The organism is Pseudomonas laurylsulfatiphila (genome assembly GCF_002934665.1).
Lineage (GTDB): Bacteria > Pseudomonadota > Gammaproteobacteria > Pseudomonadales > Pseudomonadaceae > Aquipseudomonas > Aquipseudomonas laurylsulfatiphila.
Genome location: NZ_NIRS01000008.1, coordinates 308,923 through 334,084, shown reverse-complemented (window position 1 = coordinate 334,084; position 25,162 = coordinate 308,923). Strand labels below are relative to the sequence as shown.

Sequence of the window (25,162 nt, the reverse complement as noted above, 5' to 3'; positions counted from 1 at the left end):
ATCGTTGACGTCACCGACATCAAGGGTGTGCTGCAGGTTGGCCAGACCCTGACCGGTGAATACAGCTTCAACGCGAACGGTGGCAACACCACCGATGCGTCGACCATGCAATGGAACAACGGTGGTCAGACTGACACCGACGCCACCTACTTGCTGAATGCCAGCGACGTGGGCCGGGTACTGGAGTTTGAAGTGACTGCTGTGAACGGCGCCGCGGTTGTAGGTAACACCGACCGTCTCGACACGGCCAACGCGCCGGGTGTTTCGGGTGGCGGTACTACGCCTCCAGGCTCGATCATCGACCCGGTGGCGACGCCGATCGTTGACGTCACCGACATCAAGGGTGTGCTGCAGGTTGGTCAGACCCTGACCGGTGAGTACAGCTTCAACGCCAACGGTGGCAACACCACCGATGCGTCGACCATGCAATGGAACAACGGTGGTCAGACTGACACCGACGCGACCTACCAGCTGAATGCCAGCGACGTGGGCCGGGTGCTGGAGTTTGAAGTGACCGCGGTGAACGGTGCGGCAGTGGTGGGTAACACCGATCGCCTCGACACGGCCAACGCGCCGGGTGTCTCGGGTGGCGGTACTACGCCTCCAGGTTCGGTCATCGACCCTGACGGCCCGGATACTGTGGTAGTTACCGGTGCTGATGTGAATGGCAACCCGATCGTGGGTACGCCGTTGACGGCTCAAGTCTACTGCATGTCGACCTGCGCCCCGGTTCTGAACTACCAGTGGCAGATCGAAACGGTTCCGGGTAGTGCGGTGTACACCTCAATCGGTGCGAACAGCGATAGCTACACGCCAACCAAGGACGACCAGAAGCGCAAGATTCGTGTGGAGGTTAGTAAGCCTTAAGGCGCTCGGGCGGCGGCTGATGCCGCCGCCCAAACTCCCATGCCATAGACGCACGGCTATGCTCATGCGTGGCTGGCAATGGATAAGCACATGAGGCTCCTCGGTCTTGGTCGAATGACCAATGAGAGGCAGGTAGCTAATCCGCCCAGTGTAGGGCGCAAGTGTGCGATCCGATTGAACATTACAGATTGTGGAGAAACGAGATGAACAGATTCAGCTTATCCAAACTGACCGCGGGCCTGCTGCTGGCGGCACTGGCCGCAGGCGCGCAGGCAGCCGACGTTAGCACTGTTACTGACACCGTCAAGGGCCGTGCCCCGGAGGCCAGCAACGTGGTTATTAACAATCAGAGTCGCCCTGGTATCGTACCTGTCGTGGGAGATACCGTGCAGGCGGATTATAGCTACGCTGACGCTGATGGTGACGCTTTGGATGTTGCAACCTTTCAGTGGCGGCGGGCAGGGGCCGCTATCAGTGGTGCTACGAGCAACACATATACGACAACTGCGCAAGATGTTAACCGAGGATTGACGGTGCAAGTGGTGCCAAGCACAGACCCGGCGAGGACTGATCCGGCCATGGGCACTCCAGCGATATCGCTCGCCATGGATGTGGTTGGCGTCCCTTATTACCCTAAGCCGAGTACCACACTGTATACATGGGCGCAGGCTAAAAGCCACTGTGTGAGTCGGGGAGCTACGCTCCTTACTGTAGCTCAGTTGAAGCAACTCTATTTGTATTCCACGAGTGCCACACAGGAAGGCGGTGCCGGTGCTAACGATGAAATGGTTACAGTGCACGGTTGGCCATTCAGACAAGGAGACCCATATAATACGTACTGGGCACTAGAGGAGGATTCGTCAAGTTTGGGCAAGGTTGTGTACATGCAGCATGGTAGTCAGGCAAACAGCTCTAAAGCCAACCTACTTCCTGCAGCATGTACTAAGTAATCTGCAGAGATAGCTTGTTGCTTGAATCTGCAAGGTTAGGTTTGGATCGAGGTGACGTCGATTTCAGGTCGCGCTGAAATGGCAAACCCGTTTCCCGTGCTGGACGTGCGGAGACAGTAGTGAAAGGCGTGTGCAGCCCGGCATCTTCATGGCAGGGTGGCGTCAGATTTGGCGGTGATTCAAACATCAGCGGTGCTGGACACGCCGCTATGCTGAATGTTCTGTCGAGGCGTAGAGCGGTCATCCGTGCATATGCCGCCACAAGTCCTGGTTCTGCTCGCTAAGGCGAAGTCGGAATCCACATCGCTGTCTGGGGGCGGGAGGGATATGAACGTCGGCCTCAGCACCATCGGCAATATCAGCTCGACAGTATATGCCTATGGATAATGCTGCGGAGATGTTCCGACAGGATCAGGCTCATGGCCGCCGCCGGTACCCGGCAACGACAATTGCGTCCAGTAAAAAAGCACAGCTCCGTAAAGGGCTGTGCTTGGACTATTGAATACTGCGACCCCACTCCCGAAATGACTCAAGGGCACGCGGGGCTGGGTTCAAGACCTAGCTGTCCCAGAACCAGCCCGCGGATGCGCTATAGAAACGCACGAACATCCCCCTTACGAAAGCACACCAGCCAACTCTTGCAGTCACTCAACTGTAAACGCTCGTCAATCACCATATCGACAATCAAAAAAGCTAAACAAGGTTGAGAACTAAAGGCTAAACGCTAAAAGCCTCAACGTATGCAAGCCGCCAGGCTGTTGGCGCTGTCGTTAATTCTGCTGGTGGCGGCGCCGTTGTTCAGGGTGACGTAGTAGTGGCTGCCCGTGCTGTGCAGAGTACTGGACCAGTAGTAGTAGGCACTGCCTCCGCACTGGCCGCTTAGCGGCCAGCCGTACTTTGAACACATTTCCGTATTAGTTATAAAGCCATCATTCTAGAGCGCGGGCGAGGACGTCGCATCCACAAACAGTTGCTGTAATTCAGCCTGCGTTGGCAAACGCGCACCACTACCCAGTCCGCGGCAATAGCTGCCCGGTAGCCTGTACTCGTTGAAGGTTGTAGCAAGTTCCTTGAGATATTGAATTTGCCGCATCGTGAAAGCGAATTCACTACTGGGGCCAAGTTGAACGGCCAATCCGGTGTGGACTTGTAATTGCCCTGAACTCTGAGTGAGCTGAAGCTACAGGCTTTGACGAGCAGCAGGCTGTTGCAGTCTTGCAATGGCCGCAGGGGCTTGGCCTATGAGCAGCGCCAACTCCAGCAACCCAACCGCGAGCACACTACCTTCACAAAGCGCTAAAAGTTAAACCTTCAACGCACACAGACCACCGAGTAGGTGTCGGAAAAGGAGGCGGCCAGGGAGACAGCGAAGCCATTACCACTGGCTCAGTAGCGATGAGAGGTGCGCCGACTACTACGGCGGATCGTCAGTTCACTGTGAGCGGCCCTGCCAAGTCTAATGCGGTAACGATACCTACATCTGGGCGGGTAATCGCCGGTTCTGCCTCGCCGCGCTCATTGATCTATCTGCCCGTCGCATTGTCGGCTGGGCGCTCTCAAATCAACTGTGTTCGCAGTTCGCAACGTGGCACTTCCAACCGAAAAATGTCCACATTAGCGCAGGCACCGTTTCCCTCATTCTCGAACAGCGCAGGTCCCATGCCGGCTGAAGCTTGAATGACTATCTCGGGCATTGCCTACGCGTTATGCGGAATTTCCCTGCATCTTCTCGCTAAATGGAGGTGGAATCTTGGCTCTCGAACCAGGTGTGCAACGCATGTAGGGGATAAGGGTTGCGGACTTGGCTGGGGTTAATCATCAGGAGGATGTGGTATGAAGAAATTAGTGCGGCTTAGTTCGGGTATCGGTCTATTACTATTGGTGCCGCTAAGTGTGGGTGTGCAGGCCGCGCTCAGTGAGCCAACTGGCTCCGTCAAAGGACGTGCGCCGCTAGTAAGTAATGTGATCATTAACAATCAGAGTAACCCTGGGCTTGCTCCGGGAGGGGGTGATGTTCTTCGGGTGGATTACAGCTTCAGTGATCCTGATATGGACCCCGAGAGCGGCGTCATCTTCCAGTGGCAAAGAACGGGCAGTGCCATCAGTGGGGCGGTGGGGCGTACCTACACCACCCAATTGGCCGACCGAAACCAAAGTCTACATGTGGTGGTGACGCCCATGACAAACCCTGCGAATACAGACCCTGCTACTGGCACGCCTCTGGCCTCATCTGCCGTGACTGTGAGCGGAGCGGTAAGTATCGGAAGATTCTTGGCTCCCTCCACTCTGAAGCGTGACTGGCCTTCAGCTGATAGCTATTGCCGTACTCGGGGGGCTCGCCTGCCAACCTACCCTGAGTTGAATCAACTGTTCCGGGATGCGACATCTACGGATACACCCAACAACGAATTGTGTTCGGTGCATGGCTGGCCGCTCGAGAATATGTGCGGTGGCAGTCAGCTGTATTACTGGTCCAGTAGTTCCGGGTCTACCGGTACCCACACTGCTGCGAACATGACGCGGACAAACAACAACATCAACCTCGCGGACAACTCAATGCTACATGTGACTTGCTTTAAGTGAGTCTGCAGGTGAGCTCGAGCGGTGGGATTCTGCCTGCCGCATCCTTGAGGGTCACTCGCTGTGAGTGGCCTATGGGCGTTGAGCCTTGGCTTTGGGTAGGGCCTATGCGTTTAGTAACCCGTTGTATTGCACCGCTACCTTCTCTCAGGTGGGGCGCCCAGTGTCTGTGGGCTTCGATATATAGGGGCTGCCGGTAGTGTGAGTTGCGCTTTGGGCATTGATATGGCACGGAGCAGGTGTTTGAAGGATTTTCCTACGACTGAATCTGGTTTTGCTGGCGGTTTGGCGGTCGCGCGAGCGGCAAGATGGCACTCAGAACAGCGCGTTCTCTGCGAGGCAGGTATTGCCGGCACAGGGAATAGACGCCGGCAACAAATGGCGCTTCTGGGAAGCACAGCCGCTTACTAAACCAATGCCCGTGCCGGGTGTTAACTATGATTCAAGAGGAAGTATCGATGAGTACATTCAAACTGAAGGCTTCGCGTCAACTGCTGGGCCTGGCAATGGGATTTGCGGTCACCGCCTCAGCTATGGCGGCGGTTACATCTACCCCAACGGACACGGTTATGGGGCGGGCGCCTACAATGGCCGCCCCGGTTGTCAATTACACCGACAATGACTCCAATGGCCTGTTGACCGCTGGTGATACTTTGTCTGTGGTCGATGGGGCGTTTAACGACGTGGATGGGGATGCACAAATTGCTTCGACATATCGCTGGCTGGTTGATGGGGCTGAGGTCAGTACCGCTGGGACTTATGGCATTGCCGCAGGCGATGCTGGCAAGTCCATTACGCTGTTCGCTGTGCCGCGTACCGATGCAGCCATCACCGATCCGTCGGAAGGCATTGAAGTGGCTGCCTCCGGCGGTACCGCTGACCCTGATGGTAATGGGCAGATTCCAGTTGCGACTGGTGATGCTCTGGTATCCGTGGCGGTCTCCGGCTATGTCAACGGCACCACTCCGCAGGTGGGTAGCCTGCTGACTGCAACTCCGACATGCGTTAGCACTTGCGGCACGGTCAACTACCAGTGGCAGATCGAAGATGCTGTGGGTAGCGGCAACTTCGTCGATATCGCCGGCGCGACCAATGCGACCTACATGCCGCTCAAAGACGATCAGAAGCGCATGATTCAGGTTGTGGCTAGCAACTAAAGAATCTCATTAATCATGCATCGGGCGGACACTATTCAAGCAGTTGTCCGCCTTGTCGTTTATTTGCTTTCTGGGTTGGTATAGCACTCTGGAGGTTGTGGCTGTCTTGTTTTGGCGGGAGGCCGATTTCGGCAAAAACTGCCGAATGTGCCAGTGGCAAAGTAATGAAGAATTTGGCTTCTGCTTATCCCAGTTGTGCGTTTTGGCACAGATATGGCGGTCGCTGACCTGGAGGCAGTCGTGGTGATGGGGAATTCCTATCCGGCCGGAACGGCTCACCTGTGTACTGAAGTTAGCCGGAGCTATGTTGCTCCAGCGTGTTGAGGTTTTTATGTATGGTTTGAGTTGGGTTGAATATGCAGCTGTGGCCCTTTCGGGGGCTGGCCTACTGGCCTGTATGAACTTGGCGGCTGCGTTGTGAGTGGTCAGGCCGGGGCGGCTGAGTGAGGAGTTAGGTTATGCGAGCGAAATGTGGGTTATTGGTGTTTGCTGCTGTTTGGGCAATGAGTGGCTCTATGCAGAGCTGGGCTGCCGGTGAGCTGCACTTGAATTTTCATATGGGGGGCTCGACAAATGGCAGTGGTTTTGTTGGCGGAACGCTGATCAATACCGGTGACGAGCCAGTGGCGCATAGTTACCTGGTGGTGACCTTGCTTGATGCGCAATGCCGTCCATTGAGGAGTGTGATGGAAAGTTTTGATTCCATTGCGGCAGGACAGGAACGGAGCTTTCGCATCGCTGTGGGGAGTGACCTAAAACGTTACCGCCTACTCAGCATCAAGGGCTTTGACGCCGAAGGTTTCGAGCTTGTCGCGGTTGATGATAGCGAGGCGATCCTCAAGGCGCGTGAAGCAGAGGAGCGTGCCTATTGTGCGCAGGGGAAGCGTTCCGCGGCCAGCTAGCTACCCCTGCGCCGCGGTAAAGGTGTTTGTTTACACGCATAACAAAAAAGTCAGGGAGGTCACATGCAAGTATCCCAATACACGAGTGGTGATGTTGCTCAGGAGCGGATAGAGCGGGTGTTGATCGTTGACGACGACCCCAGCGTTCGGGCTTTGCTGAACATCATACTGATGCGCGATAACCACATCATTGTGGGGGCGGCTGGCAGTGGCGCCGAGGCGGTTCGGCTGGTGAGAACTACTGCTCCATCCTTGATGTTACTGGACTTGGATATGCCACGTATGGAGGGGTTGGCCACGCTGCGCAAGCTGCGCCAACACTATCCCTGGTTGCCGGTAATCGTATTAAGCATGCTTGCCCCAGAAGTCTATGCTTTGCGTTGTGCGCGTTTGGGGGCGAGAGGCTTTCTGAGCAAGGGTGAGGGCGTGGCTTTGCTGTCCGTAATAATGGGGCAGGTGCGCAGAGGGTTGTTGCTGTTCCCATGCCAAGTGGCCGAAGGTGTCATGCCTTTCAACAATTTGGCTGATCGTGAGTTGATTGCGCTTCGCTGTCTGGTGCGTGGTGGTGATATGGATACTGTCGCAGCGGCGCTATCGGTCAGTCGAGATGTTGTAAGTGTATTGCGCAGACGCTTGCTGACGAAGCTTGGATTGTCTACCGATGAAGAATTGATTGGTTTCGGCCGACGTTTCAAGTTGAGCTGAAAGGCGCTTTTGGCTGAGTGTGTTCTTTTTCCTCTGCTTATTTGGACGTTGCCATGCTGAATCGTAGACATAGGTTCTCACTTGACGGTTGCCGCCTGGTTCAGCAACGGTGCCGCAAAGTCTTTGGCGCGCTACTGGTGTCAAGCTGCGTTCTATTGGGCGGTGGTGTGCAAGCGGACGGTGCCGTGCGGCTAGTGCCTGGGCCTGATTTACCACAGGTGGCAGTTGCCCTTGAGCGGGATATGCAAGAGCTGCTGCAGGCGCGTGGTGTATTGCGACTAGGCGTTTCGGCCGGCTATGAGCCGTTGTCTCTGGTGCGCGGTGCGTCGGTCAAAGGCATCATGGTTGACTACCTGGCGATTATCGGAGCAAGCCTGGGGCTTACGTTGGAGGTACAGGTTTATCCTGATTGGCCGGCGGCAATTGCGGCGTTGCGCTCTGGTGAGGTGGACGTGCTGGGGCGTGGTTCTTCCTACGAGGCGCAATTGTTTCCGGAACTGTTGCTGACATCGCCTTACGCGTTAAATCAACCTGTGTTGGTGGGGCGCGCTAGTGACTTGGGCGCTGAGCAAGCCTTATCGAAAGGAAAGCTGGCAGTGGTCGAAGGCTATGCTGTGGTCGACAGCGAGTTGCTGACGCGCTTCCCGAACGCCGAGGTGGATCTTTTTGCCACGACACGCGATGCGCTGCATGCCGTGGAGTATCAGCACTACCGGTGGTTGGTTAGCGATGCGGTGACCGCGGCTTACAACATGTCCTTGGGGGAGCTTCCCAGTCTGCGCATGCGACCCTTGGCGAATTGGCAACCGATGGGCTATAGCTTCCTGTTGCGTGCGACCGATCAGCCTTTGCATGCGCTGTTCAACAGGGTGTTAGAGAATATTCCTCAGTTGGCGCGGGCCAATATCCTCAGTCGCTGGGGGGGAGCGGCACGTTTTGATTCAGTTCAACCTCCTCAGTACAACCCCGAAGAGTTGCGCTGGCTGGCTACACGCCCAGAGGTGCGAGTGCTGGTTAGCGGAGAGGCCCCGCCGTATAGCTTCTTTGATGATGAGGGGAATTTTCGGGGGCTGCTTGCAGATTTGCTGGCTGAGATTTCTCAGCAAAGCGGTTTGCGGTTCAGCCTGGTTCAGGCCAGCTCCGAGGCGAGTGCTTTAGAAGTCTTGCAGGAAGGGGGGGCTGAATTGGCGGGGATGAAGCTCCCTACGGATTCGCAGAGTAGATCTCTGGGGTTCACTGAGCCAGTCGTGAGCGCCAGTTTCGCCTTGGTGGGCGCGCAAGCTAGTAGTGTGCAGGGCCTGGACGACCTTAAGGGCAAGCGAGTGGCGGTGCAGAATGAGTCTGAGGTAACGGCGTTTTTGCGCGCTCGCTATCCGAGCCTTCAACTGGTGGTTGCTGACAACAATTTGGATAGTCTGGTTGCGGTGGCCAAGGGGGATGTTGATGCGGCAATCCTATTACTGCCTGTTTCCCGCTATCTGATCAATCAGTACTTCGCTAAAGATTTACGCGTCATTACTTCCTTGCCGCAATTGCAATCCCAGCTGGGCTTTGCTGTGAGCAAAGAGATGCCACTGCTGTCCGGCGTGATGGAAACAACCCTCGATCAGTTTGAGCCTCGTATGATCGCTAATTTAGTGGCACGTTGGCAGAACAGTATGCCGGCGGAGGCGAGCGTATGGGCGGGGTATGAGCAGCGGTTGCACTGGTTCGCATTGACCGGTGGGGGCTTTCTTTGCCTGTTCCTAGCTTGGCAAACCTTTGCCTATTTTCGGCGAGTGCGGAATCGAGCCGAAGAGGGGCGTCTGGCGTTTCGTAGTGCTTTGCTGGATGGTATTCCGCAGGCAGTGGTGGTGCTCGATCTGCAGGGGCGATTTTTGTTGTGTAATCACACGTTCTACACGGTATTTGGCTTGCAGCCGGCTGAGGTGATTGGGCACCCCTGGCGTGTGGTCAAAGGGTTGGACGCCTCTCAGGAGCCTTCCTGGGGAAAGATCCACCAAGCGCTGTTGGATGGGAAAGACAGTATTGATGTGCAGCAGGTGGAACTGAGCATCCATGGTGAGCCATTCATTTTCCGTCAATGGGCGGTTCCGCACAGGGGAAGTGATGGGCGCATCGCCGGGATTCTCATGGGGTGGATCGACATATCAACCATTGAGCGGCTGCTGCGGCAATTGCAGATAATGCGAGATCAGGCGGTAGAGGCGAGCGCGGCCAAGAGCCATTTTCTAGCGGTGATGAGCCATGAGATACGCACGCCACTCAATGCGATCATCGGTCTGCTCGAGTTGACCATGGAGCGGGTGGATAGGGGGGAAGAATGGGATCGTCCGGCGATCGAGGTCGCATATTCATCCTCTAACGCTCTGATGTTGCTGATTGGCGACATTCTCGACCTGGCCAAGATCGAATCTGGCAAGTTGACGCTGGAGCCACAGCGCAATAGTCCGCGAGAGATCCTGGAAACAGCGCAGCGGGTCTTCCATGGTTTGGCACGGCAGAAGGGCTTGTACCTGCAGGTGGAGTTGCAACTCGATTCGACCCGAGATGTATTGGTGGATGGCGGGCGCCTGAAGCAGGTGCTGTCCAATCTGATCGGCAACGCCATCAAGTTCACAGACCAAGGTGGAGTCAAAGTTTCCTTGCATGTGCATGAGGTCGGGGTCTATCTGCTCATGAAGTTTGTCGTGGAGGACAGCGGCATTGGTATTTCCGCTGCGGATCAGCAGCTGCTGTTCGAGCCGTTCAGCCAGGCCAAAGGGCATGCGAGCCAGCGCGGCGGTACAGGGTTGGGGCTGGTCATCTGCCAACAGTTGATCGAGATGATGGGCGGAAGCCTGCAATTAGATAGCGAACTGGGACGTGGCACGCGGATCACCGCCACACTGCGGGCGCCGACGTTAGATGAGCAAAGCTCGGTAGCTTTGTCGTCAACAGAGGTCGAACCTAAGGCGCCGGCATTGCGCGTATTGCTGGTCGATGACCATCCGGCTAATCGCTTGCTGCTCGGCCAGCAATTAAAGTTCCTCGGGCATTCGGTGGTCGAGTCGGAAGATGGTCAACAGGCTTTTGCGCGTCTTCAGAGCGAGCCTTTTGATGTGGTAATCACCGATTGCAATATGCCAGTGATGGACGGCTACGAACTGACTCGCCGTGTGCGTGCGGGAGAGCATGAGGTGAATCGTACGCCGCGGCTGATCGTTGGCTTTACCGCCAATGCTCAGGTGGAGGAACGACAGCGCTGTCTGGCTGTAGGCATGAATGACTGTCTCTTCAAGCCGGTCAGCCTGAGCATGCTCAAGAGTTGCTTGGGTAAGGTCTCTCAGCACCAAACCGGAGTGCTTGAATCGCCTGCTGCACGGGTGGTTGATTCACAGGCAAGGGTCTTCGATCTAGAGATGCTCGAGTCGCTTACTGGTGGCGATCGGAAACTGACCCGCATGTTGTTCAATGAATTGCACACTAGTAACAGTCTGGACTTGCGTCAGTTCGACGAGCTAATGGCGGCAGGCCGCGTGCGCAATATGGGCCAGTTGGTGCATCGCCTCAAGGGCGCGGCAAGAATGGTCGGCGCCCAGGTGCTGAGCGATGCGGCGCTGGTCTATGAGGAAGGTTTGGCCCAATCCGTGGCGGATGAGGAGATAAACGCGCGCGCGGACAATGTGCGTGCGGCAGTGCAGCAATTGCAGGAGGCTGTGGCGTCGTGGATGGCTGCGGCGGAATGATTGCTTGTGCGGTGGTATATAGCGCGCTGCGTATGGCGAGCTGCGCTTTGCGCTCTACTCTAGCAGGGTTGGTTAGAAGAGGCCTTTGGCGATCTTCTTACAAGTTCGGCTGGCAGAAAATCCCTACGTAGGTTGGTGGGTCTACCTGCCAGCCTATTTCTCTAGGCTGTCATTATTCCCCTCATTCAACTGCACTTACGACGTTCTTGACCTATTGAATGAGCCGGTCGATACCGACGGTGAAGAGTTGACTGACGAAAGGACAGCATTGGATACCGATCCAACCGAACCGGATACTGATGGCGATGGTTCGACCGACAAAGAGGACGTAGATGTGGGTGCCGATCCGTTGAACCCAAACAGTAGCCCGGGCAACGGCAAGCCAGTTATAGATGTCACGAACATCAAAGGGCTCTTGTGGGTGGGTCAAACTATCGACGGTGAATAGACCTTTGAGGCCAATGGTGGCTAGGCTACTAACGCTGCCGTCTTTCCTGCTGATCACCGAGTTGTCGGTGGCAACAACAGTGATACTTCAACCATGCAATGGCTGGACGATGCGAGCACCGACACGGGTGTCAGCACGTCGGCGCTCAACAGTTGGTCCAGGCTACTCGGGAGTACGAAGCGGGCCTGGCGCAGGCTTTACCGGATGATGAGGAACGAGGTAAAGCAATGGTGGTGCATGTGGCGGTCTAGCGTTTACAAGAGGCTGTTATTGATTGGATGGCGACGACTGGCTAGCCACGGTGTTTTATTGGGTGCATTGATTACTTCTCCGTATTACTTAATGGGTTTTATAAGGGGATCCTTACAGTGAATTCGGGGTTGGCTGGGCGTAAGGTGGTTTGAGCATAAGGTAACTTCAGCATGTATTCCTCGTACCCATTAGAGGGTTGGTGAAGAATTCTCTAATGGGTGCGACAGGGTGCTCTCTCAGTTTGAACTGGATCGGAAAAAATGAATAAAATACTTATTGTCGACGAGCACCCCATTACTCGCTTTTCGACTCGCATGTTACTCACTCAAGAAGGTTTTGAGGTGATTGCTGAAGCCGATAATGGTGCTGATGCGCTTGAGCGTATAGAACGTTATCATCCGGATATAATTATTCTGGAAATGACTATTGAAAAAATTGATGCCATAACTTTGATTCGTCGAATAAAAAAGATGCCATCGCCTGCGTGTGTTGTTGTTTTCACTGCTCAAGGTTCAAGATTTCAAATTGCTGATTGTATTAAGGCCGGGGTCGATGGGTATGTATATAAAACGGCACAATTTGAGGAGCTGGTGAAGGCGGTGCGGGCAACCCAAACGGGTTATAAATACTTCCCGTCTGAGGCATTCCCTCCCAATCTGGATGACGAGTGTCAGACACTAAAAAACCTCTCCTCTCGAGAGCGACAAGTCTTGGAGCAATTGACCGCTGGTAGAAGAAACAAGGAAATCGCCGAACGAATGGTGTTGAGCGACAAGACCATTAGTACCTATAAACGGCGTCTGCTTAAAAAGTTCCGAGCTGAAAATCTACTGGAGCTGATTATGCTCGCTAAACGTGCCGGCATGAGAGTAGTAAGTGGCTCTTGATGAGAAGGGATGATTCCTCGAAGTAGTGTAGTCGGTTTTCTAATCAGCTCATTAGAAACTAGAGTAAAAGAGTGGGGTTTTGGGCGAGGGGCAAATGATGTACGATATCAAGAACTTGATTCTTGAAGACCACACCATGACTCGGCATATGCTGGTTTTGACGCTCCGCGGGTTGGGGTTCGAACATCTGCGATATGCCGAATATGGCGAGCAAGCGTTCGAATAAATCAGAGTAGAACGCTTTTTGATTTGCTGAGCTGTGACATTCAGATGGAGGATGTACTTCGACGGCCATTGCGGGAGATTTGCGGCTAGCTATCCAGCAACTGGCACGTTTGTCGGGTTGCCTGATGCTTGGTGATCTGAGCAAGCTATTTCACAGAAGCGAATTATTTGAATTGATACGCCGTCCTGATCAGTAGTGTCGATGGGACTGATGTTTTCTGGCATTTTTCACGAGCGGCAAAACGACGAAAGATACCGTAGCGGGCATGCTTGCACCAGCCACTATCGGATACTTCGATCCTAGCGGCGTTGATGCCGCTGGGATACCCGGGCAAATCCGAGAGCTTGAGTTAAAGGCAATGCACCACTATTCTGCTGCCAACGCTAAGCGGGTCAATTCCGCCGCAGGCCGATAGCCCGGAATCATTTTGCCGTTGGGCAGGACTATCGCAGGAGTTCCTTGGATGCCGATTAAATCCCCTAATGCAAATTGCTTGCTAACCGGGTTATCGCATTGGACCACCGGAAGACTCTCACGGCGCTTTACTTGGTTCATGGCGGCTTGGCGATCTGAAGCGCACCAGACGTTGACGAGCGCATCATAGCCCGGTGAACCAGGGCCCTGTCGGGGAAAAGCCATGTACCGCACTTCAACTCCAGCAGCGTTGAGTTCTGGAATTTCCTGATGTAGTTTCTGACAATAACCGCACTCGCTATCTGTAAAGACGGTGATGTGGGTTTTAGGTTGTGCGGGTGAGTACACGACCATGTCCTGCAGGGGGACTGCAGTGATCTCCTTAGCGATGGCACGATTCTGGATTTGTTCGGTCAGGTTGATTGTCTGATTCTCCGAGAACTGAAACATATGACCTTGCAGCATGTATTGTCCGTCGGGACTGAAGTACAGAACCCGTCCAGCCGATAAATGTGCTTCGTAAAGTCCGGCCAGCGGACTCTCTGTCACTATTTGAATCTGCAAGTTCGGCTGAGCAGCTGTGAGTGAATTACGAATCAGTTGCTCAGGCGTCTCGGCGTAGGCTAGGGTTCCTACGAGGCAGAGTGTAAGCGTGCCGAGGATTTGAGAGTGGCGAGTCATGCTGTCAATCCTGTATGACGGGCAGCCGTCAAGGCCTGCGGAATACCCATTGTCCCTGCCAGCTCAATCGTACTCACGATGGATTTACTGAAGGCAGTGTAGGGAATTACTGAATTCATTTTTTCATACCAAATAAGTCGTGGCTTACAATTGTCTGCTGGTCTCGGTTTGCATCGCGATCATATGAACTGCCATAGATCGTCTGCTCTTCGAGGGATTTCCTTACAATAAATTCGGGCTTTTCCCGCTGTAGGTGGATTCTAAAATTGTGACCATGGACTCCGAAAACGAATGTCGATAACGATATCCGAACATTCCGGAGTGCGTTTGCAACTAATTATTATGATGTGTGGTGTCAACAGGGGTGATCTCTGACTTGATAGAAGCTTCAATCGTTGTGATTTGCAGCTGATCTTTGAATGGAAAACGTGTGCGTTAAGGAATCTATCACTAAAGAAGTCATTAATGAAGTTTTGTGTTTTCTAATATCGGTATCTATATATGGGTGTTTTATGGTGGGTGCGGTTAATTAGATGGTCGATTGTTTTATTTGGTGGTTGGATTTTGGTGTTAAATGTCTCGCCTGTGTGTGCTGCTCCGTTATTTCAGCAGTATATTGCTGATTCAGATGATTTTGTTGACACCGATTCAAACTATGAGCTCAGTGATAACTCTTCAGGGTATTATTCTAACGCCCAAGAGCTCGAGTTAGCACGGATTGAAAGTAGATTGGAAAGAAGTGGGTGGGTATCTCGTGGGATTATCCAGCTGGCACCGGAGAAAAAAATGGCTGGCAAGCGCCCTGTAGGTGTCCCGGTGGATGAACTGGACCGAATGTTACGAGTGGTACCAAATGGTACGCCATTGCTAGAATATCGGAGGATAAGTTCAACATTTGGGCAGCGTCTTCACCCGGTACAGAAAAAAATACGGGCCCACAATGGCATTGACTTCAGTGTCCGGATCGGTACGCCGGTGCATAGCACTGCCAATGGCATAGTCATTACTGCTGCCCGATCTAGCAGTTCGGGATACGGCAAATATGTAGTCATTAGACATGCCCAGGGTTTCACAACACTGTACGCGCACTTAAACGAAGTTGAAGTTCTGCCCGGTGAGTTTGTCTCTAAAGGAGATTTAATTGGTAAGAGTGGAAATACTGGGAAGAGCACTGGCCCGCATTTGCACTATGAGGTAAAGTATTTAGATAAAATGCTCGATCCTCAACGGTTTGTGGAGTGGTCTAGTGAGAATTATTTGGCAATTTTTAGTCTGGAAACAGATGTTCCTTGGAATGTATTGCGTAAGAAAAGTACGTCGCTATCAGTCGTGGAGCAGGAGAGGCGTCCGGCAACGAATATTTAATGCCGAAAGACTTAATGAGGTGCAAATATTTTTATCAATTTAAAATTTAACATGCTGTGTGTTGTGAGTAAGGGAAGTGCTTTCTGTATACAGGTCGGTAGCGCTCGACAGCGTGGCGCCCCGCCAGTATTGGCCGTTGTCCTGGCTGCTCAACAGTGCGCCACCGAAACTGTAGTGGTCGACGAAACCGGACATCTATTTAGTCGAGAACGCACGCCAGATCGAGGTGTCAGATGACCAACCAACGCTGTTCCTTTTCTGCTGAGTTCGAACGTGAGGCTGCTGAACTCGTGCTTAAGCAAAACTACAGCTTCATGGACGCCAGCCTTCACTCGGTGTCGGCGAGTCGGCCCTCCGCCGTTGGGGTGATCAGATTCAGAAGGAACGCCCAGGCGTCACCCCGCAGAGCAAAACGCAGATACCGGAACAGCAGAAAATCTAGCAGCTTGAAGCCCGGATTGCCCGCCTCGAACGGGAAAAGTCGAGATTTTAAACTGCCTCCCCGGCGTACTGCGACCCACTGGTCTAGATACTTTACGAACTACACTGATCCCGATGGACAGTGGTCGCTGGTTTTTTTGAGGCTGAGTCCCCGTCAAAAAAACTTGATCTAGGGGAAGCTGCAGATCCGTTAGTAGTGGTGCGTTTCGTGACCCCGTTTAGGAGGGGGAGTGATCCGAGTCCCTGTCTAGCTCATCCCTTGACTGGAGGTGTCCATGAACGGGTTTGGCTCAAACGACGCGGGCTACCAGTTATTCATGACCGTGCATTCGGCATTGATATTGGCTCCCGTTTTCTTGTGGTGGCCGTTCCTGCAGACTTTGCTAAAGGAGGCCGTTCAAACCTTCAAGGCTTTCACTGCCGATCTAGAGCATCTGGCCAGCCGATTGATCCGTCCCTGGGTAAAGACATGAACGTTTACATCGAAGGTTCTGGCAGTGATGCCCAAGTGGTGCCGCAAGGCGGTTAAGGTTACTTGGGGCTTTTGCGCAACTTTAGTCGGTGCGAATCGCTTCGGGCTTCGTAGACTCTTCTATATTAAAAACTGGGCGCATTAAGATAGGCCAGATACAAGCCGCGTTGCGCTAAAAAAATAAACATTTCAACAAGCGAAGCCGTAACCACGTGACTCCTCACGACAGCAATTCGCATATGGCTAATGAGGTGAAAATGAACAGGAAGTCTAACTGGGGCTGGATAATGGCTGCGACACTCGTCGTAGGTTCAACGCTTTTCGTAGGATGTGCGAGCAAGACGGATCCGATCACGCAGGCCGACAAGGCCGATGTGGCCAAGGGTATTACCGCGCCGAATCTGGAGCAAACCAAGGCGATCGCCGAAGAAGGCTTTATTTACGGCTTGCCACTGGTCATGAACTACGCCGTGATGTACGAATATGCCGTGGACAAGGGCGGCCCGCAATACAAGGCACCGTTTAACCAGATCAAGAACGAACCTCGCGTCTTCACCTACCAAGACACTGCCATCATCACTCCGAACAGCGACACCCCTTATTCGTTTGTCTGGCTGGACCTGCGCGCGGAGCCGATGGTGATCTCGGTGCCGGCAGTGGACAAGCGGCGTTACTACTCGGTGCAGATGATCGACGGCAACACTTACAACTATGGTTACATCGGCAGCCGTACCACCGGCAACGAGCCAGGCGACTACATGGTGGTCGGTCCCGACTGGAAAGGCGTGCCCCCTCCCGGTATCAAAAAAGTCTTCACCTCGACCACTCCCTTCGCCGTGAGCGCCATTCGGACTCAGCTCTACAACGCCAAGGACATGCCGAATGTCGAGAAGGTGCAAGCGGGCTACAAGGTCCAGCCGCTGTCCGCCTTCCTCCATCAACCCGCGCCACCGGCTGCGCCGAAGATTGATTTTGTCCCGGCTACGACGGAAGGCATCAAGGCCAACTTCTTCGAGTACCTGTCGGCCGCGATGGAGTATGTGCCGCCATCGGCTGACGACCAGGAGATCCGGGCCAAGCTGGCGAGCATCGGGGTGGGACCCGGTCGCACCTTCGAATTTAAGGATCTCTCGCTCGAGCACAAGGCCGTGGTCCTGCTCGGGATGAAGGCCGGTGACCAGAAGGTCGACAAGTTCCTCGCGAGTGGGACGAAGATAATCAACGGCTGGAACGTCGGCGCGTACTTCGGCGACCAAACGTTCTACAAGGCCGACTGGTTGAAGCGTGCCGGTGCCGCGAAAGGCGGTCTCTACGGCAACGATGCCGTAGAGGCGATGTATCCCAACACGCGCACCGACGGCACTGGCCAGACGCTGGATACCAGCAAGCGCAACTACACGCTGACTTTCCCGGCCGGCAAACTGCCGCCAGTCAATGCCTTCTGGTCGGTGACCATGTACGACGGCAAGAGCCAGCTGCTGATCAAAAATCCGCTCAACCGTTACCTGATCAACTCGCCGATGCTGTCGGCGATGAAGAAAAACACGGATGGTTCACTGACGCTGTACATTCAGAAAGACTCCCCCGGCAAGGCTAAGGAAGCCAACTGGTTGCCCGCGCCCGACGACACGGTCTTTCTGGTGATGCGCCTCTACTGGCCGAAGGCCACGGCGCCTTCGATTCTTCCCGCCGGTAGCGGTAGCTGGCAGCCGCCGGCAGTGGTGGCATCGAAGTAACGCGAACTTGCGGCTGTTTGCGGATTGCAAGCAGCCGTTTGATTTGATTGCTTAGGCTGAGAGGCCGCTGAGGCCTCGTTACGGACAGGTGAGAACCACTTGTCACGTAGTTGTTATTGCCCGTCGCGCCCGCGAGACTCATTGAACTACCCGCACAAATTGTTGCATTTTTGGGGGAGGGGGGCGCACTGTTATATTGGTCGATCGAGTTCATTCGTATTGATGCCTCAACAACAGGCTCAGTGCCGCTCATGCTGGCCTTAAAGGGTCGTCTGATCGTGCTGTGCCACTCGCTAAATAATAAATGCCTGAAATGGCCTCAACTGGAAGACGTGTTTTCATCGCCGATGAAGCCGGCATGGCCCTGTAGTTGATGGGTACGGAGATCATGAGCGGGCACCGCTGCGTTCGTTCGACTCATGGCCTGCTCGGTTTGATGCGTATTGAATCCACAATCAATGTGATCATCGATGCGGGGGGCAGAGCCGTAGCTTAGGAAAATACTGATCTATTTGAAGTCCGAGCACCGGAGGTGGTGGTCAAGCCAAAGGTCATCAGGCATTTTCGAACACGAAATTTCCAACCGCTCTATGGCAGAAGAAGATGGCTAGGGGAGTAAATAAGTTAGAAAAGCGATGAGGACATGGATGAAAAAGGCGAGTAACGTTCTCGTTGTTCGCCCGGCCAGTTGTTTCAGAGAAAGCTGAGTGGCCGCAGTTGGTCAGGGCGGATGCCCTTCAATGCAGAGTTGTATGCGTGAAAATAACTCTAGACTTCTAGCTGGGGCGATGGGTGCTATAGTCCGCACGGAAGGATTTACCAAGCTGTTTCGAGATATTGGAATTTGGTGAGCAACACTGTTTAGGCTGCTACCATTGACGCAGATCCAAAGCTTTCAACAGTTCTTAAAGTGGCACGAGTTCTCAGACTCAAGTTGTATTTCGAGGATGCGCCGGTTAATGGGGGGATGTGATGGGTGTCAGCAATGCGCCACAGGCGGTTGAGCAGGTCGAGCCGAAAGAACGGCGAAAGCTTACGTATGAGAATGGCGAATCTGAGCTTACGTGCGAAGCGGCACACGAGCCCGAATGGTTCGATACGGTCGCTGCTAGGAATCTACTCAATTCAATGACACGAAAAGTGCGTCTTGGGCCTCCCGCTAAGCCGCTTAAAAGGGCATGAAAAGTCAGCCTGTCAGGCATCAGTATCGGCATCGTGAACTCATTATTAAACTCAATTGGAAGTGGTCGGATGTTGGTATTCCTGAGAGCGCCGTAGTTCTCTGGGAGCGGGAAGGGTCAGCAACGCCCGAGGTTGCCCTGCAACTCAAGGGACCTTGGTGTAGCTTTGAACAGGCGATGACCGAAGTCATTCTTGCTGCAGAGCTATGGGTTGATTGCCAATAGATTTGGACTGTTTGACATCCTGAGCACTAGATCAACAGATGCTGCATTTGGTGCGCGCTTTGTCGATATTTTTACTGAGGTGACGCGCCTATGATGTTGATAGGCATTTCGTCCCAAGTCTTACCTCTGTACTCGCGGCCATTCGCTTTCTTGGATCGACGAATATTATCCTCACCCCTACGTCCCCCATTGTTTGAAAAAGAACGCCGTGCCACTTTCAAACCACCTGCCAGATGTGTTCCTGCACGCATATCTTGCTCTAAGTGCTGACGTATTTTTTCCAAAACGAGCATTCTGACCCCCTTCGCTTGAAAAGCTGCCCTGGTAACCAATAGCGCCCCCCCTCCAAGACAAAAACAAGTGTCTGCCCAGCTCACCCTAAGAACCGAGTGTTCACTGTTGATCTTTCTTCCACTGCCCCAGTGGCACAACGCTCCGTCTCGGAAGCGTACGCTCCAATTCGGCAACGCGATCCAGCAACTCAAGAATGGTGGCGTCAGCCTCGGTCAATAGGCTGGCAAGGTGATCGCGTTGCTGAATCACCGACTCCATTCTTTCACGGAGGCTGCGGTTCTTTTTACGAGCCAATACTCTTACCTGATGCGCAGACTCCGGTCGACCACCAAGTTGCTCTTCAACAAATTTTTGAATTTCAGCGACAAGTGTAGGAAAGCGAGCTTTTTTTAATGCCGATGGGTCGCTTCCCGCTTCCTTGGCGACATTGTTTTGACTGACTTGGGTGCCTTTGGGCAGGCGTTGAGGCTCGTTGGTTTTCAGCCGCTCAAATGCTGCGCGATAGAGATCGCCTGCGCTTACACGCTGGGAGGGCTCAGATTGGGGTGGCTTGGTTAATGACATGACGATAATTCTCTGCACTTCGTTTTTGGGCTTCTAAAGATGCCTTTAAGGGACTTCCGGCGGTGGCAATCGACAGACGATTGTCCAAGGCCTGCTCAAGTTCATGCACAAGGCCAAGTCGGTCACGATCATAAAGTACGTCAGGACAGGGCCTGACTTCACCAGCGATATCGCCTCCTCCACAATGGGCAATGCTATCAATGCCACCGTAAGGGCAGGGTTCACGGCTGGAACACACGCCAAGTATTATCGGGCGATATACCGCAGCGCCTTTTTTAGCCAATTGAGTCATTTTCTCCATGTCGCTGGGCAGAATCAGCCGAACAATTTCGGCCTTACGCTTCTCTCCATGTGGGCTGATAAATCGGTCTGTCACCAGCAACTGCAACTCTCGGCCCAATGTTTCATACATGGTGCGGACGTACAGCGTGTGGGCTTTTTCTTCCAACCGAAGGCGTGAAAAGTTTTGCCCATAATAGAAGCTCATCGCCCGAGTAATGTGTTTTAACTGAAATTGTAAAGACGCATCGCTGACCAGTCCTGAGGCTTGCATATTGACGGCACCCGTACGGCGCAGTTGATGCCAGGCCAATGGCCAGATTTCACCGACTGCAAACTCCTCCGGTAACATTGGATTCACTAAGCGGGCCAACTCCAGGTCCCGCGGCGTGATGCGCAGTTGTTCCGGGTCAAAAATCGTGGAACTGTTTCCGAAAGCGCTAAGGTAACTGATGATCGAGGGGCGAATGGCCGTACTCATTGTTTTCCTAGCCGCAATCCAAGGCTCATTGGCACAACTGACCAAATAAAGCTCGGTGGGCTCAATCGGTCTAGGCGTTGTACTTGGTTCGAAGGCAGAACCTTCGGCGCGAAGCGTGGCTATGGCCGTCATCGCCTCTACCGCTATTTTTGCTGAAGGTGATGTAACCCAAAAGGTATCGCTATCCGAGGCGGTCTTGGTTGTTCGACCACGTAATAAAGTGATTTCACCAAAGCGTGGATCGGTCTCAATCCTCAGGCAGTTTGCTCGTAGATTCCAGCACTCTTCAACGCGCATGAGGCTGAAGTTCAGCAGGTAAGCCAGACCGGCCCGAGTAACGTTGGTCAGATAGCGAGATAGCGCTCTGATGCTTAACGTAGCACCCGAAGGCTCAGTCCAGCGCTCTAGGAGTTCCGCGATACCAAAGCGAGTCGCCGTTTCGGCAAACGGGCCATAAAAAAGTCGACCCGAGTAACGTCCATTACTGCCGTCTGCCGGCCATTGAAAGGGTGCAACGGCGGAAAATCGGTGATCGCTTTGGGTTGTGAGTCTATTGTGCTGATAGGCATGCAGACAAAATCGAAAACAGGCTTCGATTTGCTTTTGGTGCAGCAGGAAATCGTCAAGACATTCATGCAAGCGTGTGACCTGGTAGCGCCAAATTCGCGGAGGTATAAATGGCGTTTGACGTGTCTCATGGCTCGGAAGAGAGGCCTCAAGCCGGGCCAGTGCTCTTCTGTCGAGAATCGTGAACCCCAGTGTTTCTCGCCGCTCATACAACTCGTGCAGCAACATCAGAAACTCCCTAGCCCGAGATGATTGCAACACTTCTGGAATTCGGTCTGCAATACGCGGGAAACGGCTTAACTCAGAAGCGAGAACTCCTTCCTTCGAGCAAAGTGCAAACAAGCGACGCATCTGATCGAAACGAGTCTTGAGTGTACGATGTCCGCGGGCACCGTTCGGGCCGTACAGCCACCACCCAATGATTACCCTCAATAGATTGGCGTTATGGTGGTCGATGGGCGCGGCCATTTTTTTAATAGGTCCATCACCAAAGTTCAACGTCAACGGTACTCCTGCCCATGGATCCAGCCGCCAGATGGAGTCACCCCATCGGCTAATGACATCGCCATTGGCATCAATGACAACCGGCCAATCGCTCTTCGGTGGCCAGCATGGCGGGCGGTAGTTAGGAGCGTTGGGCACCACCAGTACGGAATCAATCGCAAGGCCCAAGCTAGGTAGCAAATTGTTCATGAAGCACCCTCGCGATGAATTTCAATTAACCTAATGAATCCGTCCCAGGCGGGGTGATAGTCACCTTCTCTAATGCGCGCTTGTGCCTCGGCAACCCATGCCGCACGCACTGAACTGCTCTCCTCAAAAAATTTCAGCTTTTCCGTCAGCCTTTCAACGGTGATCAAGGCCGGCTGTTGAATATGGACCGGTTTCTCTGGTGGTCGATATCGTGCCAGTTCAATCAATTTGAGATGACGAAAACTACTGAGTGACCAGACATGGTCCTCACTTTCAATATCACGATGATGTGTACAAAACAGGCAGCCAGCGGCAGTGACACAATCAGGCTTGGAGGCTTGCTCTGGGATATTTCTGATCGGCTCTGGTATGGGCAATACACAGGAGCCAGGTCCTGGTGGCGAAATGTCAGGATCGGTTTGTTGATGGAAACGCGTGATTTCCACCATGGCTAACTGCGGGTGTGGGTCAGCGTACACTCGAATTAGAGTTTCGACCGAATGCTGCGCCATCTCCGCTGTTTGTTTTGGATTGAGCGTCTCGCGCAGCAGCCAGTTGATTCGTGTACCCCTCAATTTAGCAGGACGAATCAGTGGCGTGCCTATTGACCCACAGATGCGCTGCATACAGTTAAACTGAGGGGCCTTGTCGTCAATTCGACCGCGTCGAATGAGAGGAAACAACAGGTCTGCAGGTTCGGTCGAGAACCACTCATTCCGCCAGTTTAGATAACGTTCAAACCAGTCACGATAATCCGAAAAAATCTCAAAGATGACCTCCCCATGGCGACGTTTTTTATAGGAGCGTACTTGATAGCCATCGAGGTGACTGGTGTAGTGGTACTGCTCCATGCGTAGTCTGTACGCTTGCTGGAGGTTCATGCCGGTCTGGGCGATGAACATTAACAATTCTGCTTCGATGCGCAGATTTAAAACCGGAAATCGAGTGCGTAAAGACAGTTCTGCTTCCCAAGCAGCACGTCTGGCAAGCGAGTTCCTCAATGTCACCGCCGATTGGGGGTGGGGCCTCGTAAATGGTTCGAGCCGAGGAAGATGGGACCATTGTTCTAATACCCGGCCAGTACGCAACGGTACAAGTACGGGGAGCGGTCCCCTGGTTGCCTCAAGTGTCAATGCATTGCATATATCGGCTAAGAGATTGCCAAATGTGAAGCCCTGCTCAAGATTTTGCTTATCCACTTGGGACGTGTGCAATTTTCCTTTGCCGCGAGGTTTTCGGATGCGCGTGTCTTTGATCAAGCTGGCATGGCGGTTCAGCACGTTGTCGAACATTGTCGCAGTCAGACTGGCAAGATCATAAGTCGACCTTTGGCTGAGACTGCGTTCGACCCGTTGACGGTGCAATTGATGATCAGCCCACTGCAAGAATGTATCGCTGATGGACTCAAGTGATAGGCCTAGATTTGCTAGGTCGGCCCACGTGAAGAACCGACGTAGGCATTGCACTTTGTTTTCAACGGAAAATCGACTGATGCCTCTGGCGAGATCGTCGACCAGATTTGAGTGTAATCGCTTGACCAGTCCGATTCGGTCTGCCAGTAAATCGCCCACTTCATGTTGGGCAATTTTTATCATGGCCGATTTAGTCTTGAGGGCGGCACCGCCACGATAGAGAAGCGGCGTTAGGTCCCATGGTGTCTCGGTCTTCCCATATTCGAGCATTGGAAACGAGAGGTCGGGCTGCTTATCCACCATGCTGAGCCACTACGGAGGAGTGAACTCCAGTAAAAGTGGCCAGGAAGCTGTCCGCGAGTGCTTGTTTGATTGGAGCTGCCTGTACGAATTTTATGTATTTGAACGTCGTTGCTTCAGAGTTTTTGGCGTGCAGCAGAGCCCTTCCAACAACTGCAATTGCAATCGCGACATCGCTACATGCACCTAGGGCGAGGCGAGCCAACTCCGTCCCGAATGTGCAACGTGATTGGTGAAAGTGAAATGTGCGAAGGGCAGGGATCCCAGCTGCAACTCCATTTTTTCGAAATGACGACATTTCTACGTTCACTGCCGAAGATTGATCTGAACCTCTGCGTCCATAGGAATTGCCGAAGCGCGTCAAAAAGAGCAGGTCACGATTCTTTGGTACTGCTGCGGCTTCTCGCCTGACCCTTTCAAAGCTATTGGCGTACTCCAACAACTCATCACGCAGGGCTTCAGGTATCCAGACTTGGCCGGTGACATCAAATTTCGTGTGAACGGGTGGCGAAGCTCCTGGACCTAAAGTCATCCGGAGCAACCCTTGAGCGGATGGATCGGGTATTGCCCGTTTCAAGGTTTCAATTTTCAGATCGCAAATACTGCCCAGACGCATTCCGGTAAAGAAACCGAGGCTGAGCATGAGGTACAACTCTAGGGTGGCCGATGTTTTCGCGTGGTTGAGAATGGCGTCGCGATCAGTTGCCGAGACCGGTAACAGCCCGTCTTCCAGTGACTCTCCCAGTCGCGAGCGATTTGGAATGCTAATGTCCGTGGTAACGCCGTTCAGTGAGCGTTCGAATCCAACCTGGTCGAAGTAGGTGATGAAGTATGGCTTGTCACGCCAGAGCGGCAGCTGCGGAGAGAGCAAACCTTTGCCTTTGACCCATCGATAAAACATCACGCAGTTGCGCATGTACTCGGATGCTGTCGATGGGCTGATTTGTCCCGAGTCACGCATCTTGATTAGCGAACCGCGATACCGTACCAAGCATCGCTCTGCTTTTCGTACGGGAAAGGTCAGCCAGTGCAGTTCATGTTGCTCGAGAAACTTTGCATAGTTCAGAAGTCCGTTCATGTTGCTCGCAATGGTCTTCAGTGAGGTTTCGCCGATGCTAATCCGCTCAAGCGCCCAAAGGTTGGCTTCTCTCCAAGGCATACAGTCAGACCAGAAAATTTGCGGCAGACCTTCGACCGCCAGCCGACTGTCGCTAGGTTGGTATTTGGGGGTGTTCGCTACGATCTCGACGTAATGTGGCACGTAGCGGATGCGTTCAAGTGTTGCCAATATGATCTCCGGCAAATCGATTCGATGTCCATGCCATAACATGTTGTACCTTAGGCGTCCGTATGAC

At 53.5% G+C, this 25,162-nt stretch carries 18 protein-coding genes and 2 pseudogenes; 13 read left to right on the top strand and 7 right to left on the bottom strand.

Features of this window, described 5'->3' with window-relative positions; genetic code table 11:
- Positions 1-867 (top strand): ZirU family protein (locus CD175_RS31250; RefSeq protein ID WP_104451266.1); only part of this gene is annotated, 867 nt, incomplete at its 5' end.
- A 203-nt stretch (positions 868-1,070) separates the two neighbouring features.
- A complete protein-coding gene (locus CD175_RS28010) occupies positions 1,071-1,817 on the top strand; it encodes a C-type lectin domain-containing protein (RefSeq protein WP_104451265.1) in 747 nt (248 codons plus the stop codon).
- A 733-nt stretch (positions 1,818-2,550) separates the two neighbouring features.
- Here the strand turns inward: CD175_RS28010 and CD175_RS31245 are convergent.
- The gene (locus tag CD175_RS31245; RefSeq protein ID WP_158255669.1) at positions 2,551-2,724 is read right to left on the bottom strand and encodes a hypothetical protein; all 174 of its coding nucleotides are present in this window, start codon (positions 2,722-2,724) and stop codon (positions 2,551-2,553) included.
- 926 nt (positions 2,725-3,650) lie between these two features.
- On the opposite strand from CD175_RS31245, the gene CD175_RS28005 reads away from it, so the two are divergent.
- The 7 genes from CD175_RS28005 to CD175_RS27975 all read left to right on the top strand — a co-directional run bounded on the left by CD175_RS28005 (position 3,651) and on the right by CD175_RS27975 (position 12,476).
- Positions 3,651-4,400 (top strand): adhesion domain-containing protein, encoded by a 750-nt coding sequence (locus CD175_RS28005; RefSeq protein WP_104451264.1) that lies wholly within the window; start codon positions 3,651-3,653, stop codon positions 4,398-4,400.
- Between the two features lie 455 nt (positions 4,401-4,855).
- Positions 4,856-5,554 carry a ZirU family protein gene (locus CD175_RS28000; protein WP_146094613.1) on the top strand — a complete coding sequence of 233 codons (699 nt, stop codon included), beginning with the start codon at positions 4,856-4,858 and terminating at the stop codon, positions 5,552-5,554.
- A 458-nt stretch (positions 5,555-6,012) separates the two neighbouring features.
- Positions 6,013-6,456, top strand: coding sequence for an FxLYD domain-containing protein (locus CD175_RS27995; RefSeq protein ID WP_146094612.1), 444 nt, complete (start codon positions 6,013-6,015; stop codon positions 6,454-6,456).
- Between the two features lie 63 nt (positions 6,457-6,519).
- The gene (locus CD175_RS27990; RefSeq protein WP_104451261.1) at positions 6,520-7,161 is read left to right on the top strand and encodes a response regulator transcription factor; all 642 of its coding nucleotides are present in this window, start codon (positions 6,520-6,522) and stop codon (positions 7,159-7,161) included.
- A 242-nt stretch (positions 7,162-7,403) separates the two neighbouring features.
- Positions 7,404-10,889 (top strand): ATP-binding protein, encoded by a 3,486-nt coding sequence (locus CD175_RS27985; RefSeq protein ID WP_158255668.1) that lies wholly within the window; start codon positions 7,404-7,406, stop codon positions 10,887-10,889.
- An 85-nt stretch (positions 10,890-10,974) separates the two neighbouring features.
- Positions 10,975-11,337 (top strand): thrombospondin type 3 repeat-containing protein, encoded by a 363-nt coding sequence (locus tag CD175_RS27980; protein ID WP_104451259.1) that lies wholly within the window; start codon positions 10,975-10,977, stop codon positions 11,335-11,337.
- Between the two features lie 512 nt (positions 11,338-11,849).
- A complete protein-coding gene (locus CD175_RS27975) occupies positions 11,850-12,476 on the top strand; it encodes a response regulator transcription factor (RefSeq protein WP_104451258.1) in 627 nt (208 codons plus the stop codon).
- A gap of 592 nt (positions 12,477-13,068) precedes the next feature.
- On the opposite strand, the gene CD175_RS27970 is transcribed toward CD175_RS27975, so the two are convergent.
- Complete coding sequence (locus CD175_RS27970) at positions 13,069-13,797, bottom strand: DsbC family protein (protein WP_104451257.1); 729 nt, start codon at positions 13,795-13,797, stop codon at positions 13,069-13,071.
- Between the two features lie 501 nt (positions 13,798-14,298).
- Here CD175_RS27970 and CD175_RS27965 point away from each other — a divergent pair.
- The 4 genes and pseudogenes from CD175_RS27965 to CD175_RS27950 all read left to right on the top strand — a co-directional run bounded on the left by CD175_RS27965 (position 14,299) and on the right by CD175_RS27950 (position 17,811).
- Positions 14,299-15,162: a M23 family metallopeptidase gene (locus CD175_RS27965; protein WP_104451256.1), complete on the top strand. Its 864-nt coding sequence runs from the start codon at positions 14,299-14,301 to the stop codon at positions 15,160-15,162.
- Positions 15,163-15,395: 233 nt separating this feature from the next.
- Positions 15,396-15,601 (top strand): annotated as a pseudogene (locus CD175_RS27960) (transposase); the annotation flags it as partial.
- 277 nt (positions 15,602-15,878) lie between these two features.
- Positions 15,879-16,076 carry a hypothetical protein gene (locus CD175_RS27955; protein WP_240629034.1) on the top strand — a complete coding sequence of 66 codons (198 nt, stop codon included), beginning with the start codon at positions 15,879-15,881 and terminating at the stop codon, positions 16,074-16,076.
- A 286-nt stretch (positions 16,077-16,362) separates the two neighbouring features.
- Positions 16,363-17,811 (top strand): DUF1254 domain-containing protein, encoded by a 1,449-nt coding sequence (locus tag CD175_RS27950; RefSeq protein ID WP_104451255.1) that lies wholly within the window; start codon positions 16,363-16,365, stop codon positions 17,809-17,811.
- A gap of 1,477 nt (positions 17,812-19,288) precedes the next feature.
- On the opposite strand, the pseudogene CD175_RS31820 reads toward CD175_RS27950, so the two are convergent.
- The 5 genes and pseudogenes from CD175_RS31820 to CD175_RS27925 form a co-directional block, all read right to left on the bottom strand.
- Positions 19,289-19,436, bottom strand: a pseudogene (locus tag CD175_RS31820) (DUF5131 family protein); the annotation flags it as partial.
- 174 nt (positions 19,437-19,610) lie between these two features.
- Complete coding sequence (locus tag CD175_RS27940) at positions 19,611-20,075, bottom strand: hypothetical protein (RefSeq protein WP_104451254.1); 465 nt, start codon at positions 20,073-20,075, stop codon at positions 19,611-19,613.
- Positions 20,047-22,095 (bottom strand): hypothetical protein, encoded by a 2,049-nt coding sequence (locus CD175_RS27935; RefSeq protein ID WP_240629033.1) that lies wholly within the window; start codon positions 22,093-22,095, stop codon positions 20,047-20,049. Before CD175_RS27935 ends, CD175_RS27940 begins: the two co-directional genes overlap by 29 nt.
- Positions 22,092-23,810 (bottom strand): site-specific integrase, encoded by a 1,719-nt coding sequence (locus CD175_RS27930; protein WP_104451253.1) that lies wholly within the window; start codon positions 23,808-23,810, stop codon positions 22,092-22,094. The genes CD175_RS27935 and CD175_RS27930 overlap by 4 nt, the downstream gene beginning before the upstream one ends.
- Positions 23,800-25,137: a site-specific integrase gene (locus tag CD175_RS27925; protein WP_104451252.1), complete on the bottom strand. Its 1,338-nt coding sequence runs from the start codon at positions 25,135-25,137 to the stop codon at positions 23,800-23,802. The genes CD175_RS27930 and CD175_RS27925 overlap by 11 nt, the downstream gene beginning before the upstream one ends.
- Between the last annotated feature and the right edge of the window lie 25 nt (positions 25,138-25,162).